General features: G+C 76.8%; 15 protein-coding genes. 11 read left to right on the top strand and 4 right to left on the bottom strand.

Annotated features, from left to right (window positions below; all coding sequences use genetic code 11):
- Positions 1-21 precede the first annotated feature (21 nt).
- Positions 22-2,025, bottom strand: coding sequence for a hypothetical protein (locus CS2_RS07690; RefSeq protein WP_070319527.1), 2,004 nt, complete (start codon positions 2,023-2,025; stop codon positions 22-24).
- A 267-nt stretch (positions 2,026-2,292) separates the two neighbouring features.
- Here CS2_RS07690 and CS2_RS07685 point away from each other — a divergent pair, with 267 nt between their 5' ends.
- The 6 genes from CS2_RS07685 to CS2_RS07660 all read left to right on the top strand — a co-directional run bounded on the left by CS2_RS07685 (position 2,293) and on the right by CS2_RS07660 (position 7,042).
- A complete protein-coding gene (locus tag CS2_RS07685; RefSeq protein WP_070319526.1) occupies positions 2,293-3,105 on the top strand; it encodes a DUF4129 domain-containing protein in 813 nt (270 codons plus the stop codon).
- On the top strand, positions 3,102-3,653 hold the full coding sequence (locus tag CS2_RS07680) for a hypothetical protein (protein ID WP_070319525.1): 552 nt from the start codon (positions 3,102-3,104) through the stop codon (positions 3,651-3,653). The genes CS2_RS07685 and CS2_RS07680 overlap by 4 nt, the downstream gene beginning before the upstream one ends.
- Entirely contained in the window at positions 3,650-4,642 is a 993-nt protein-coding gene (locus CS2_RS07675) for an AAA family ATPase (RefSeq protein WP_070319524.1), read from the top strand. The genes CS2_RS07680 and CS2_RS07675 overlap by 4 nt, the downstream gene beginning before the upstream one ends.
- Positions 4,639-6,012 carry a DUF58 domain-containing protein gene (locus CS2_RS07670; RefSeq protein ID WP_070319523.1) on the top strand — a complete coding sequence of 458 codons (1,374 nt, stop codon included), beginning with the start codon at positions 4,639-4,641 and terminating at the stop codon, positions 6,010-6,012. The genes CS2_RS07675 and CS2_RS07670 overlap by 4 nt, the downstream gene beginning before the upstream one ends.
- The gene (locus CS2_RS07665; protein WP_087508445.1) at positions 6,009-6,635 is read left to right on the top strand and encodes a hypothetical protein; all 627 of its coding nucleotides are present in this window, start codon (positions 6,009-6,011) and stop codon (positions 6,633-6,635) included. The genes CS2_RS07670 and CS2_RS07665 overlap by 4 nt, the downstream gene beginning before the upstream one ends.
- Before the next feature lie 134 nt (positions 6,636-6,769).
- Positions 6,770-7,042, top strand: coding sequence for a hypothetical protein (locus CS2_RS07660; protein ID WP_070319521.1), 273 nt, complete (start codon positions 6,770-6,772; stop codon positions 7,040-7,042).
- Between the two features lie 754 nt (positions 7,043-7,796).
- On the opposite strand, the gene CS2_RS07655 is transcribed toward CS2_RS07660, so the two are convergent.
- Together CS2_RS07655 and CS2_RS07645 are read right to left on the bottom strand one after the other, a co-directional pair.
- Positions 7,797-8,219 (bottom strand): hypothetical protein, encoded by a 423-nt coding sequence (locus tag CS2_RS07655; RefSeq protein WP_156442044.1) that lies wholly within the window; start codon positions 8,217-8,219, stop codon positions 7,797-7,799.
- 445 nt (positions 8,220-8,664) lie between these two features.
- Complete coding sequence (locus CS2_RS07645) at positions 8,665-9,042, bottom strand: phage holin family protein (protein ID WP_046529540.1); 378 nt, start codon at positions 9,040-9,042, stop codon at positions 8,665-8,667.
- Between the two features lie 105 nt (positions 9,043-9,147).
- On the opposite strand from CS2_RS07645, the gene hisC reads away from it, so the two are divergent.
- Positions 9,148-10,215 carry a histidinol-phosphate transaminase gene (gene hisC, locus CS2_RS07640; protein WP_070319518.1) on the top strand — a complete coding sequence of 356 codons (1,068 nt, stop codon included), beginning with the start codon at positions 9,148-9,150 and terminating at the stop codon, positions 10,213-10,215.
- Positions 10,216-10,243: 28 nt separating this feature from the next.
- Here hisC and CS2_RS07635 read toward each other — a convergent pair whose 3' ends face one another.
- On the bottom strand, positions 10,244-10,423 hold the full coding sequence (locus tag CS2_RS07635) for a hypothetical protein (RefSeq protein ID WP_046529528.1): 180 nt from the start codon (positions 10,421-10,423) through the stop codon (positions 10,244-10,246).
- A 134-nt stretch (positions 10,424-10,557) separates the two neighbouring features.
- Here CS2_RS07635 and CS2_RS07630 point away from each other — a divergent pair, with 134 nt between their 5' ends.
- The 4 genes from CS2_RS07630 to CS2_RS07615 form a co-directional block, all read left to right on the top strand.
- Positions 10,558-10,857, top strand: coding sequence for a DUF805 domain-containing protein (locus CS2_RS07630; RefSeq protein WP_201775274.1), 300 nt, complete (start codon positions 10,558-10,560; stop codon positions 10,855-10,857).
- A 144-nt stretch (positions 10,858-11,001) separates the two neighbouring features.
- A complete protein-coding gene (pdhA, locus tag CS2_RS07625; RefSeq protein WP_070319517.1) occupies positions 11,002-12,162 on the top strand; it encodes a pyruvate dehydrogenase (acetyl-transferring) E1 component subunit alpha in 1,161 nt (386 codons plus the stop codon).
- A complete protein-coding gene (locus CS2_RS07620; RefSeq protein ID WP_070319516.1) occupies positions 12,159-13,223 on the top strand; it encodes an alpha-ketoacid dehydrogenase subunit beta in 1,065 nt (354 codons plus the stop codon). Before pdhA ends, CS2_RS07620 begins: the two co-directional genes overlap by 4 nt.
- Positions 13,224-13,240: 17 nt before the next feature.
- Positions 13,241-13,779: biotin/lipoyl-containing protein (locus CS2_RS07615; RefSeq protein ID WP_305764279.1), on the top strand; the 539-nt coding region annotated here is incomplete at its 3' end.

Here is a 13,779-nt window from a genome sequence, read left to right as displayed (position 1 = left end):
GGCCGCCCGGGTGGCGGTGCGCTACCGGGGCGCCGCGTAGCCCACGACGTCCACCGCGACGTACGCGTCACCCTGGGGGCTGTCCGCGTAGAACGAGACCGCGCCTCCGTCGCCGATGCCGACGACCACCAGGTTCGGGACGTCCCTGCCTGGCACGAAGTTCAGCGACGAGGTCGTCGGAATCTCGGTGGAGGTGCGGTCGACCGGGAACACCCGCAGGTTGCCCGTCCCGCGCACGTCGACGGCCGTGACGTTGAGGACGGCGAGCGTGGCGTTCGACGGCACCGGCCCCACGCCCGCGACCGGGAGCTTCGCCCGCCCCCACCCGTAGAACCGTCCGGTGAGCGGACCGACCTGTGAGCCGGGACGGGAGTCCAGGATCCGGGTCGGCGCGACGCTCGTGAGCGTGCTGGTGCCCGTGCTGAACCCCACGACGTCGAGCACGACCTGCACGGGGTTCCGCGTCACCGGCGCGCCCGTGTCGGAGTAGAAGGACACCTTGCCGTCGACCAGCTCCACGAGGGTGGTGTTCGCCTTGTCCTGACCCGGGGCGTAGTTGACGACCGACGCGTTCGGCACAGCGGCGCCCCCGGGGAACACGCGGAGGTTCCCGGGTGCCTTCGCGCCGACCACCGTCGCGTTCAGCAGCACGGACGTGGCGTCGGCAGGCACGCCGCCCAGTCCGGCGACCTGGACCGTGTGCACCGTCCGCGGCGTGACGGCGCCGTCGAGCTCGCCGACGCCACCGGGGCGCGTGTCGAGCACGCGCGAGGGTGCCACGGGGGTCGTGCCGTGGTCGCCCAGGACGAACCCCGTCACGTCGATGATCTTGCGGACCTGGGCCCCGCCACCCGTCGCGTAGCAGATGCGACCGCTGGGCGGCACCGCGACGAGCGCGAAGTTCGCGACGTCGGCCCCCGGCTCGAAGTTGACGGTCGACCCCGCCGGCGCCGGGGTCGTCCCGTCCCCGGCGGTGTCGCCATACACCACCCCGTAGCCGACGCCGGTGGGGCGGGCGGCGGTCACGTTCGTCAGGACCGAGGTCACGCCCTCGGGCAGGTCGGCGGCGCTGCGCACGTCCACGCACACCGTCCCGCGCGCGGACGAGTCGAGGACCCGTACCGGTGCGGACCCGACGATCTCGGGACCGACGTGCACGCTCCGATGCCTGCGCGTCTCGTCGAACACGGCGTCACCGGCGAAGTGCAGCGTGACATGGTGCTCGCCCATGGGCAGCGGCGTCGCGAGCGTGATCCGACCGCGGCCACCGTCCTGCGGGCCGAGCGTCGTGCGCCCGATCTCCGTACCGTCCGCGTCCCGCAGGACGACGTCGCCCGTGGGGGTGCTGCCGGTGCTCTCCTCCAGCAGGGTGAACGGCACCGTGGGCGGCACGCCCCGGAAGGCGGTGATCGGACCGGTCTCCTCGAATTGCGTGAGCAGGGTGAGCTGGCCCGTGATGCCGGTGGTCATGATGCCCGGCTCGACGGTGAACATGGTGGCGGTCTCCAGGTCGTACCCGCCGCCGAGGTACCGGAAGCCCGCACCGACGAGGAGAAGCGAGTACCGCCCGGCCGCCACGCCGCGGAGCTCGAACGTGCCGTCGGGTGCGATCCGGAACATGCGGTCGCGCGCATCGCCCCGCAGCCAGAGGACGCTGTCCCCGAAGGTCACCCCGGGCGGCGCCGAGACCTGACCTGCCACGCCCCCGCCCAGCCGGGGGTGGAAGTCGAACCCGGGTCCGGCCGTCTCCGGGGTGATCCTCCCCGGCATGACCTCGGGCACGAGCATGGACGTCGCCGGCATGACCGTCCGCAGGCTGACCGGGCCGGTGAGGGGGACCGTGAACGAGCCGTCGGACCCGACCGTGACGTCGTAGGACAGCCCTCCGTCGGGAGACACGCGAACGACGATCTCCGGCAGCACGGCGGGGTCGACGCCGTCGGGCAGGATCACGCGGCCCGAGACCTGCACCGTCTCGGCTGCGGCGGGGGTCGCCGCACCGACGACCAGGGCCAGTGCGGCCATCAGGACCGCCAGCCGCGCCCAGCGGCTCGCGGGCGCATCGCCCGCACCACCTCGACGGGGAGTGCTGGACACGGGCATGCGAGCTCCAGGGCGCGTCGGGACGTCGGCTGCACGGACGGTATCGCGAGGTGGGCGCGTGATTCCGGGACTTCGCGTGGCCGAACGGGTGACGTGCCGGTCCGGTGCACGCCGGCGCCCGGCCGTCGCCGCAGGACGCTAGCCTGACCGGCACGTCCGCCCCGCCGTCGTCGTCCGGAGGTCCTGCCCGTGCCCACCCGCCGCGCGAGCGTGGTCACGGCGCTGGCCGCGCTGCTCGTGGTCGTCGGGGTGCTGGGTGCGGCGCTGTCCGGCCCGCTCGACCTGCAGGCGCGCCGCGTGGACGTGCCGGTCGCGACGTTCACGCCGCCCCCGCCGCCCGAGGTCACGGAGGCGCCCGAGCTCGCCGACGGCACGCAGGAGACGCCCGAGCCGCCCGCGTGGCTGCCGTGGCTGCTGCGCGCCGTGCAGGCGGTCGCGCTGCTCGCGGTGGTCACGGTGCTGGTGCTGGTGGGGCGGCAGCTCGCGCGCGGCTGGCGGTTCGACCGCCGCGACGACGAGGACGACGAGCCGCTCGGCGACGGCGAGACCGGGGAGCTCACCGAGTCGGGCGTCGCGGCGCTGCGCGAGGGCGTCGCGACGGCGACGCGCGCGCTCGAGGAGGACGTGCCGCCCGGTGACGCCGTGGTCGCGGCGTGGGTCGCGGTCGAGACGGCCGCCGCGCGCACCGGCGTCGAGCGGGACCGCGCGCAGACCGCGAGCGAGTTCGCGGTCGCGGTGCTCGGCGCGACGCGCGCCGACCCGGCCGCGACGCGCGCGCTGCTGGGCCTGTACCTCGCGGCGCGCTTCGGCTCGCACCCCGTGACGTCCGACGACGTGCGGCGCGCGCGGGACCTGCTCGAGACGGTCGCGCAGGGGCTCGTCCTGCGGGGCGACGGCGCCGGACGGCCGGGCGGCGCGGGCGGGTCCGGCGGCGACGGGTCGGCCGACGGTGCACCGGGTGACGCGCGCCCCGGCGCGCCCGACGACGGGACGTCTACATGAGCCGCGCAGCCACCCGCCTCCGTGACGCGCTCGCGGACGCACGCGGCGCGATCCTGCGACCCGCGGTCGTCGGACTGGTCGTCGCGCTGCTCACGTGGGCGCTCGGCTCGCACCCGGTCCCGGCGGGCGTCGTCGGGACCGCGGTGGCCGCGGCCGTCGCGGTGCTGCAGCGGCTCGACGCCCGCGTCGAGCCCCGCGCGGCGCGCGGCACGGCGCAGCGCAGCGACGGTGCGCGCGGCGAGATCGCCGAGACCGCGTGGACCATGCAGAGCCGCGACGGCCGCGCGGGGGAGCGCGCGCTGCGCCGCCTGCGCGAGGCCGGGGCGCGGCGGCTCGCGCGGCACGGACTGGACCTGTCCGACCCGGCCGACGCCGACGCCGTGCTCGCGCTGATCGGCGCGCGGGCCCGCACCACGCTCACGCAGGTGCAGCACCCCCGGCCGTCCGTGGCCGACCTGGCCCACACCCTGAAGGTCCTCGAGGACCTCGGTGCGCAGCGCGCGCCCGGCACCGACCCCCACCCGCCCACCGCGAGGAGCCGACGATGACCGAGACCACCGCCGTGACCCCCGCCGCGTTGCCCGTGCCCGACGTCGCGCGCTCCGGCCGCGCCGTCCTCGACGAGGTCGCCACGGCCGTCGTCGGCATGGCCGAGCCGCTGCGCATCGCGCTCGCGGCGCTGCTCGCGGGCGGGCACGTGCTGTTCGAGGACGTCCCGGGCCTCGGCAAGACCCTCGCGGCCCGCAGCCTGGCCACCGCGCTCGGCCTGGACTTCCGCCGCGTGCAGTGCACGCCCGACCTGCTGCCGTCCGACGTCACCGGGTCCAGCGTGTTCGACCCCGCGACGTCGCAGTTCACGTTCCGCCCCGGCCCGGTGTTCACGGGCCTGCTGCTGGCCGACGAGATCAACCGCACCGCCCCCAAGACGCAGTCGGCGCTGCTCGAGGCGATGGCCGAGCGGCAGGTCAGCGTCGACGGCACGACGCACGCGCTGCCCGCGCCGTTCCACGTCGTCGCGACGTCCAACCCCGTCGAGTACGAGGGCACGTACCCCCTGCCCGAGGCGCAGCTCGACCGGTTCATGGTGCGCCTGGCCGTCGGGTACCCCGCGCGGGACGCCGAGGTCGACGTGCTCGCGCGGCGCCTCGAGCGGCGCCGCGAGGCCGCGCCCGTCGGCCAGGTGGTCGACGTCGCGACGCTGCTGGCCATGCAGGCGGGCGTCGAGGCCGTGACGGTCGACCCCGACGTGCTCGCCTACGCGGTCGACCTGGCCGCGGGCACGCGCGCGCACGCGGCCGTCGAGGTCGGGGCGTCGCCGCGCGGCTCGCAGGCGCTCGTGCTGGTCGCGCGGGCGCTCGCGGTGCTCGACGGCCGCGACTACGTGACCCCCGAGGACGTCAAGGCCGTCGCCGTGCCCGCGCTCGCGCACCGTCTGTCGCTGTCGCCGCAGGCGTGGGCGGCCGGGCTCGCGCCCGAGGCGGTCGTGCGGGAGGTGCTCGCGCAGGTCCCCGGGCCGACGACGGCGCGCCGCGCGTGAGCCTGCCCGAGCGGCCGCCCGCGCGGCCCCCGACCTGGCGCGACGACGACGCCGCGCCCGTCGTCGTGCCGCAGGGCCCGTGGACGCCCACGCTCGCGACGACGTGCGCGTCGGCGGCCGCGCTGCTCCTGCTGCTGCTCGGCGTGCTGCTGGCTCGGCCCGACGTCGCGGTGCTCGCCGTCGCGCCGCTCGTGCTCGCGGCGCGGGCGCTCGCGGCCCGCCCTCAGGGCGCCGTGACGGCCACGTTCGAGGGACCGGGCGTGACCGACGACGACGCCGACGGCACGGCGGGCCGGTTGCGCGCGACGCTGCGCGTCGAGGGCCCGGGCCCGTGGGCGACCGTCGCGGTGGGGCGCGAGGGCCGCGACGGCGCCGACGTGCTGGTGCGCGTCGACGGCACGCGGCGGCTGCCGGTCGTCGCCCGCACGGTCCGCACGGGCCCGCAGGAGGTCGCGTCGGCCGACGTGCAGGGCGCGGGCCCGGACGGCGCGTCGCTCGCCGAGCCGACCCCACGCGTCACGCGCCGCACGACCGTGCTGCCCGCGACCGCACCGCTGCTGGAGGTGCCGCTGCCGCCGCGCCTGCGCGGCCTCACGGGACCGCACCCGTCGCGCCGCCCCGGCGAGGGCGGCGACCTGCGCGACGTGCACCCGTGGGCGCCCGGCGACCGGCTGCGCCGCATCGACTGGCGCGTCACGGCACGGCGCTCGCCCGACCTGCGCGAGCTGTACGTCCGGCGCGAGCACGCGCTCGCCGAGGCGGTCGTCGTGCTGGTCGTCGACTCGCGCGACGACGTCGGGCCCGACCCCCGCACGTGGCGCGGCTCGCTCGCGCCGCACCCGCAGGACGCGACGTCCCTCGACCGGGCGCGGCAGGCCGCCGCGGCCGTCGCACGTGCCTACCTCGACCGCGGCGACCGCGTGGGGCTCGACGACCTGGGCGTGCGCCGCAGGCCCGTGGCACCGGGCGGCGGGCGGCGGCAGCTCGACCGGATCCGCCACGCGCTCGCGCTGACCGCGCCCGAGGGTGCACCCGCCGAGCGGCTGCGCCCGCCGCGGCTGCCGTCCGGCGCGCTGGTCGTCGTGTTCTCGACGTTCCTCGACGACGAGTCGGCGCGCGTCGCGGCGCGCTGGCGGGCGGCCGGGCACCGCGTCGTCGGCGTCGACGTGCTGCCACGGCTGCGCACGTCCGGCCTGTACGACCGCGAGCGGCTCGCGCTGCGCATCGCGACCCTCACGCGCACCGACCGGATGGCCGAGCTCGCGGACCAGGGCGTCGAGCTCGTGACGTGGCGCGACGACGCGGCGGTCGCGCTGCGCGCGCTCGCGCGCCGCCGGCAGCGCCGCGCCGGGGCGGGGGTACCGGGATGAGCGGGCTGCTGCGCACCGAGGGTGTCGGCGCCTGGGTGCTGGACCGGCTCGGCGCCGGCGCGCGCACGCCGCGCGTCCGCGGCGGGCCGCCCGAGGTCGAGGTGCGCACGGGACCGGCGGTGCCGGCCGTCGTGCTGCGCGTCGTGCTCGCGCTCGCGGGTGCCGGGGCGGTGCTGGTCGCGCAGGGTGCCCCCGGCGCCGCGCCCGGCACGGGCGGGCTGGTCGTGCTGCTCGCGGTGGGCGTCGCGCCCGCCGTGGTGCCGCGGCTGCCGTCGGCCGCCGTGCTGCTGCTCCTGCTGGGGGCGTGGCTCGTGGTGCACGACCCCGCGCCGCCGCTCGTGCTCGCCGGGCTCGTGCTGCTGGTCCACGTGGTGCTGCGCCTGGCGCCGGTCGTCGCGCTGACGGGGTGGCGCTCGCGCGTCGAGGTCGCGGTGCTGCGCACGGACCTGCGTGCGGCCCTCGCCGCGCAGGCGGGTGCGCAGGCGCTCGCGCTGGTCGCGGGCGCGGTCGCCGGGTCGGGCGGCGGCAGCGGGTGGCGCGTCGCGGGGCTCGTGGTGGTGCTGGTGCTGACGTCGCTCGCGCTCGCGCGGCCCGAGCGCCCGTGGTGGCGCGCGCAGCCGTAGCCCGACGGCCGACGCCCGGACGAGGTCGTCCCGCGGGAGCGGCGACGTGACCCCAGGCGGACTCGTGGGCCGGCGCTCCCCAGGTCCCGCGAGCACCGGCCTGGCGGTGCGGCCGCGACCCTAGCGTCCTGCGCATGTCGTCGTCGGTCATCGGGTCCGCGCTCGCGGACGTCAGGGCGCAGGTCGCGTCCGCGCGGGCAGCCGTGCTGCGCTCGCGCGCGGTCACGTGGACGGGCACGGCCGCGGACGCGGCGGACCGCCGCCGCGGCGACCTCCTCACGGCGCTGCGGCGCTGCGACGAGGCCCTCGACGCCGCGGACGGGGTGCTGGAGGTCGCGCGCCGCGCCGAGATGCAGTGCGTCCCGGGGCGGCCCGCGGGCCTCGCGAGCGCGCTGGTCGGGCGGTGACCGGGGCCGTGCGCGAGGGCAGGTCGTTGACCATCGGCCGGGACGGGCGCGTTCTGGTCGACGCCGACGAGCTCCTGGGCTCCGCGCGTGACCTGCGGGCCGCCGCCGACGGGCTGGACGCCGCCGACCAGCGCCTCGGGTCGACGGTCGTCCGGTCGCCGGTGCTCGCGTCCCCGGTGCCCGAGGTGCAGGTGCTGCACGACGCGCTCGCGACGCTGCGCCGCGCCCTGCACGGGCCGGCGGCGCTCGCGCACGACGTGCGGGAGCTCGCGTCGCGCACGGTCGACGCCGCGCATGCGTACAGCCTCGCGGAGACCGACGCGCAGGCGCACTGGCGTGGGTTCATCGGGGCGTTCGGGTCGGCCGCGGGAGTGCCGGGCGCGGGCATGCTCGGCGGCGTCGCGATCGCCACCGCGCTCGGCGACGTGCTGCTGGCCGAGGCGCGGGACCTGCTCCGCGACCCGTGGGGGACCGTCGCGCCGCGGGGTCGCGTGGACTTCGCGGCCCGCCTCGCCGGGACGCCACAGCGGATCGTGGCCGACGGCCGCGCGGGCCTCGTGCTGCAGCTGCTCGGCGGCGCGCTCGGCACGCTCGTGGGCGCCGGCCCGCGGCACCTGGACCCGGTGCGGCGCTTCACGGCGCACGTCGCCGGTCTGCTGCCCTCGCGGGACGTGCGCCTCGTGCCGCGCGCGGACCCGCCGGACCTCCCGGCGCCCGACGGTCTCGCGGGGATGGTCGACCTGGTCGCACGGACCTACGACGAGGACACCGAGACCGGTGAGCCCGGCACGCCCCTCGCGACCGTCACGGTGCAGCGGCTCGAGCGCGCCGACGGGTCCGTCGCGTGGGTCGTCGCGATCCCCGGCACGCGCGCCGCGGGCCTCGCGAGCGACGTGCCCACCGACAACGGCACCAACCTCGCGCTGGAGGGCGGCGTCCCCGACGTCATGACGGGCGCGGTGCTCGACGCGATGGCCGCGGCAGGGATCGGCGCCGACGAACCGGTCGCGCTCGTCGGGCACAGCCAGGGCGGCATGGTCGCGACGACCGTCGCGGCCGCGGCCGCGAGCAGGTACGCGGTCCGGCTCGTCGTGACGGCGGGCTCGCCCGACGTGCCGGCCGTCGCGCCGCCGGGCGTCGCGGTCGTCGCGGTCCGGCACCGCGAGGACGCGGTCACGCTGCTCGACGGGGTCGTCGGCGAGCGCGGCGGCCCGGGCGCGTTGTCGGTCGTGCGAGACCTGGCGGCCACGGGCGGCCCGCCCGCGCCGTCGTTCAGCGAGGCGCACGCGGTCAGCGGCTACGTCGGCACGGCCGCGATGGTCGACGAGGAGATCGGCGACCTGCCGACCGACGACCCCGTCCGCGCCGCGCTGCGCGACGTGCTCGGCGCCGACGGCACGCCCGCCGCCGCCACGACTCGTCAGTACACCGTGACGACGGACCCGCTGGAGGCGTGCGAGCCGCCCCCGTCCGGGCCGAGCCGGCCTCCGGTCCCGCGCCGACCCCCGCACCGACGCCGGACCGGCGCGTGCCGCCGCCCGAGGGCTTCGAGGACTGGTTCGGGGCGCGGCCGATCGTCCCGGTGCCCGAGGGGTTCCTCCGCCGGCCGGAGCCGGCCGAGGTCAGCGCTTCGAACCCGTGAGCCCCGAGAGCACGAAGCTCACGACCGAGACGATGAGCGCCCCGATCACGGCCGTGCCGAAGTTGTCGATCCGCAGCCCCCACGACGTCTGCTCCGTGATCCACGCCGTGAGCATGAGCATCAGCGCGTTCACCACCAGCGTGAACAGCCCCAGCGTGAGGATGTACAGCGGGATGGACAGGACGGCGACGATCGGCTTGACGATCGCGTTGACCAGGCCGAACACGAGGGCGATCAGCAGGATGATGCCGACCTTCTCCGCGGTCGTCTGCCCGCCCACGATCTCCAGGCCCGACAGCAGGACGGTCGCCAGCCAGATGGCGACCCCGTTCACCAGCACGCGCGCGACGAATCCCATGCGTCGATCCTGCCAGGTCCGGCCCGTCCGCACCCGTGCACGGCACCGGGGACGTCCGCTGGGACGTCCGCAGGGGTCCCGGCCCACCGGTGGCACCATGGCCCCGTGAGCCGCGTCCCCCTCCGCCGTGCCATCGCCGACGTCCCCGCCTACGTCCCCGGCGCACGCGCCGCCGTCGGTGCGGCCGCGTTCAAGCTGTCGTCGAACGAGAACCCGTACCCGCCGCTGCCGTCGGTGGTCGCCGCGATCGCGGACGGTGCGGTCGACGTCAACCGCTACCCCGACATGTTCGCGACCGAGCTCACCGAGGCCGTCGCGCACCGCCTGGGCGTGACGCCCGAGCAGGTCGTCACGGGCACCGGCTCGGTCGCGGTGCTGGGGCACGTGCTCGCGGCCGTGTGCGAGGCGGGCGACGAGGTCGTGCTGCCGTGGCGGTCGTTCGAGGCGTACCCCATCGCCGTGACGCTCGCGCACGCGCAGCAGGTGCGGGTGCCCGTGCACGCCGACGGCCGGCTCGACCTGCCCGCCATGGCCGCCGCCGTCACGCGCCGCACGCGCGTCGTGCTCGTCTGCACCCCCAACAACCCCACCGGCCCGGCCGTGCGGGACGCCGAGCTGCGCGACTTCCTCGCCGCCGTCCCGGGTGACGTGCTCGTGGTCCTCGACGAGGCGTACGTCGAGTTCGTGCGCGACGCGCAGGCGCCCGACGCGGTCGCGCTGCTCGCCGAGCACCCCAACGTCGTCGTGCTGCGCACGTTCTCCAAGGCGTACGGGCTCGCGGGCCTGCGCGTCGGCTACGCCGTCGCGCGCCCGCGCATCGCCGCCGGCATCCGTACCGCGTCCACGCCGTTCGGGGTCTCGCACGTCGCCCAGCTCGCGGCGCTCGCGTCGCTGCGCGCCGAGGGCGAGCTGCTCACGCGCGTCGAGGCCGTCGTCGCCGAGCGCGAGCGCCTGCTCGACGGGCTGCGCGCGCAGGGCTGGGACGTGCCCGACAGCCAGGCGAACTTCGTGTGGCTCGGCCTCGGCGACCGGTCCGTGACGTTCGCGGAGCGCTGCGCGCAGGCCGGTGTGCTCGTCCGCCCGTTCGCGGGGGACGGCGTGCGCGTGAGCGTCGGCGAGAAGGAGGCGACCGACATCTTCCTCGAGGTCGCCGCGGAGCACGCCCCGCGCTGACGTCAGGCGGCTCCGGCTGCCGCGCGGGTCACCGGTCGCACGCGCACACGAGGTTCAGCTCGAGGACCTCCTCGCCCGGGCCCGCCCACGCCTCGGCCTCGGCGCGCGACGCGAAGCGCCGCCCCGCGAGGCGCCCGTCGGCGAGCTGCACGACGACCTCGGTCTCGTCGCGCGGGTCGGTCCAGGTCGTGAGGCCCGGGGTCGTCATGGCGTCTCCTCCGTCCCGCCCGCCGCGGAGGTGCGGTGGTGCGTCCCTCCATGGTGCGCCCCGGAGGCGCGGCACGGCGGGATCGCCCGTCGGGGGTGGTGCGCCGCAGCGAGGTCAGCGGCACCATGGGGCCCATGGACACCGACCCGACACCCGTCCCCACCGTCGAGGGGACCAGCTGGGGCGCCGACGCCGAGTGGACCGCGTGGCTCGCCACGGGCGTGGGACTCGCGGTCGTCGCGGCCTGCTACCTCGTCATCCTCGTCGCGTACATCCGCATCATCCAGAAGGCCGGCTACTCGGGCTGGTGGGTGCTGGTCGGGCTCGTGCCCGTGCTCAACCTCGTGATGTTCCTGGTGTTCGCGTACAGCCGCTGGCCCGTGCTGCGCGAGAACGACCTGCTGCGCTCGCAGCGGGGCGTCCCGCGCTCCTGAGCGGCGCCGCGCGGCGGGGCCGGGGGGCCGGTGTGGGGTTCCGACAAAGGTGTCGGACGAGCGTTGTCCGTCCCGGTCCCTCGTAACCTACGGAGGCGTAGCCTACGCTGACGTAGGTTCGACCCCGAGGCGAAGGAGACCCGCGTGATCCCGACCGGACCCGCGGCCGACGGCCCGCTCACCGACGACGGGCTCGTGCAGCTGCTGACCCCGGCCGGCGAGCGCGTCGAGCACCCCGAGTACGACGCGTGGGCCGCCGACCTGGACGCCGACCGGCTGCGCGCGATGTACCGCGACATGGTGCTGACCCGCCGGTTCGACGTCGAGGCCACGGCGCTGCAGCGTCAGGGGGAGCTCGCGCTGTTCGCGCAGTCCCTCGGCCAGGAGGCCGCGCAGGTCGGCTCGGGGCACGCGCTGCGCCCGCAGGACCACGTCTTCCCGTCGTACCGCGAGCACGGCGTCGCGCAGGCCCGCAGCCTGGAGATGACGCAGCTGCTGCGCCTGTTCCGCGGCGTCGACCACGGCGGCTGGGACCCTGCCGAGCGCAACTTCCACCTCTTCACGCTCGTCATCGGCTCGCACACGCTGCACGCGACCGGCTACGCGATGGGCGTGCAGCGCGACGGGCTCGTCGGCACCGGCGACGCCGAGCGCGACGCCGCGGTCGTCACGTACTTCGGCGACGGCGCGACCGCGCAGGGCGACGTCAGCGAGGCGCTCGTCTTCGCGTCGGTCAACCGCGCACCCGTCGTGCTGTTCTGCCAGAACAACCAGTTCGCGATCTCCGAGCCGACCACGCGCCAGGCCACCGTCCCGATCGCGCACCGCGCACCCGGGTTCGGCGTCCCCGCCGTCCGCGTCGACGGCAACGACGTCCTCGCGACGTACGCCGTGACGCGGCAGGCGCTCGAGCGCGCGCGCAGCGGCGGCGGCCCCACGTTCGTCGAGGCGTTCACCTACCGCATGGGCGCGCACACCACGTCCGACGACCCGACGCGCTACCGCACGTCGGCGCAGGAGGAGCACTGGCGTCGCCGTGACCCGATCGAGCGGCTGCGCGCCCACCTCGACCGCACGGGCGAGCTCCCCGAGGTGTTCCAGGCGCAGCTCGCGAGCGAGGCCGACGCGTTCGGCGAGCACCTGCGCACGACCGTCCGCGGCATGGGCCGCCCCTCCGGGCCGTCGATGTTCGAGCACGTCTACGCCACGCCGCACGCCGTCGTCGACGCCGAGCGCGCGTGGTTCGAGCAGTACGAGCAGTCCTTCGTCGACCACGAGGGTCACCAGACGGGAGGCCACCGATGACCGTCACGTCCGACCGCACCACCGACCTGCCCCCGGCGCCGGCGCCCGCGCCGTTCCCGACGGGCACGCAGCGGCTGCCGATGGCCAAGGCGCTCAACCTCGGCATGCGCCGCGCGCTCGCGAACGACCCGCGCGTGCTGCTCATGGGCGAGGACATCGGCCGCCTGGGCGGCGTGTTCCGCGTGACCGACGGCCTGTTCGCCGAGTTCGGCGAGGACCGCGTCGTCGACACGCCCCTGGCCGAGTCGGGCATCGTCGGCACCGCGATCGGCCTCGCGCTGCGCGGCTACCGGCCCGTGTGCGAGATCCAGTTCGACGGCTTCGTGTTCCCCGCGTTCGACCAGATCACGACGCAGCTCGCCAAGATGCACTACCGCTCGCAGGGCCGCCTGACGCTGCCCGTGGTGATCCGCATCCCGTTCGGCGGCGGCATCGGCGCGGTCGAGCACCACAGCGAGTCGCCCGAGGCGCTGTTCGCGCACACCGCGGGCCTGCGCGTCGTGTCCCCGTCGACCCCGGCCGACGCGTTCACCATGATCCAGCAGGCCGTCGCGTCGCCGGACCCCGTGATCTTCCTCGAGCCCAAGGGCCGGTACTGGGAGAAGGGCGACGTCGACCTCGACGCGCCGCTGCCCGCACCGCACGGCGGCACGTCCGACCTCGACCACGCGCGCGTCGTGCGCCCCGGCACCGACGTCACGGTCGTCGCCTACGGCCCGACCGTCGCGACCGCGCTCAAGGCCGCCGACGCCGCCGCGGCCGAGGGCACGAGCCTCGAGGTCGTCGACCTGCGCAGCATCTCGCCGCTCGACACCGCGACCGTCGCCGCGTCGGTGCGACGCACCGGCCGCTGCGTCGTCGTGCACGAGGCGCCCGTGCTCTACGGGTCCGGCGCCGAGGTCGCGGCCCGCATCACCGAGGAGTGCTTCTACCACCTGCAGGCCCCCGTGCTGCGCGTCGGCGGGTTCCACACCCCGTACCCCGTCGCCAAGCTCGAGCACGACTACCTGCCGAGCCTCGACCGGCTGCTCGACGCCGTCGACCGCACCCTCGCCTTCTGACCACCCGGAGCCCCCGCGTGCCCACGTACCAGCAGTTCCCCCTGCCCGACGCCGGCGAGGGCCTCACCGAGGCCGAGATCGTCGCCTGGCACGTCGCCGTCGGCGACCGCGTCGAGGTCAACCAGACGATCGTCGAGATCGAGACCGCGAAGTCGCTGGTCGACCTGCCGTGCCCGTGGACGGGCGTCGTCACGCGGTTGCTCGTCAGCGAGGGCACCACGGTCGAGGTGGGCACGCCGATCATCGAGGTCGACACCGACCCCGACGGCGCGCCCGCGCCGGGCGCCCCGGCCGACGGCGCCGAGACGCAGGGCGGCGTGCGCGCGCACCAGCCGCACCCCGACCGGTCGTCCGCCGAGCCCGGCGGCGCCGACGAGGTCGAGGCGTCCCGCGCCGAGCCCGAGGCGGGCGAGAAGCCCGGCGCCGTGCTCGTCGGGTACGGCGTCGCCGACGGCACGAGCGCGCGCCGGCCCCGCACCACCGCGGCACCGGCCGGCCCCGCCGGCACCACCCCCACGAACGCGCCCGCGCCGGTGACCCCGGCGACGGGCGCCCG

Origin of the sequence: Cellulomonas iranensis NBRC 101100 = JCM 18110 (assembly GCF_001552375.1) — a bacterium.
GTDB lineage: Bacteria > Actinomycetota > Actinomycetes > Actinomycetales > Cellulomonadaceae > Cellulomonas > Cellulomonas iranensis.
The sequence above is the reverse complement of the archived record's forward strand: the minus strand, read 5'-3'. Positions and strand labels throughout refer to the sequence as shown.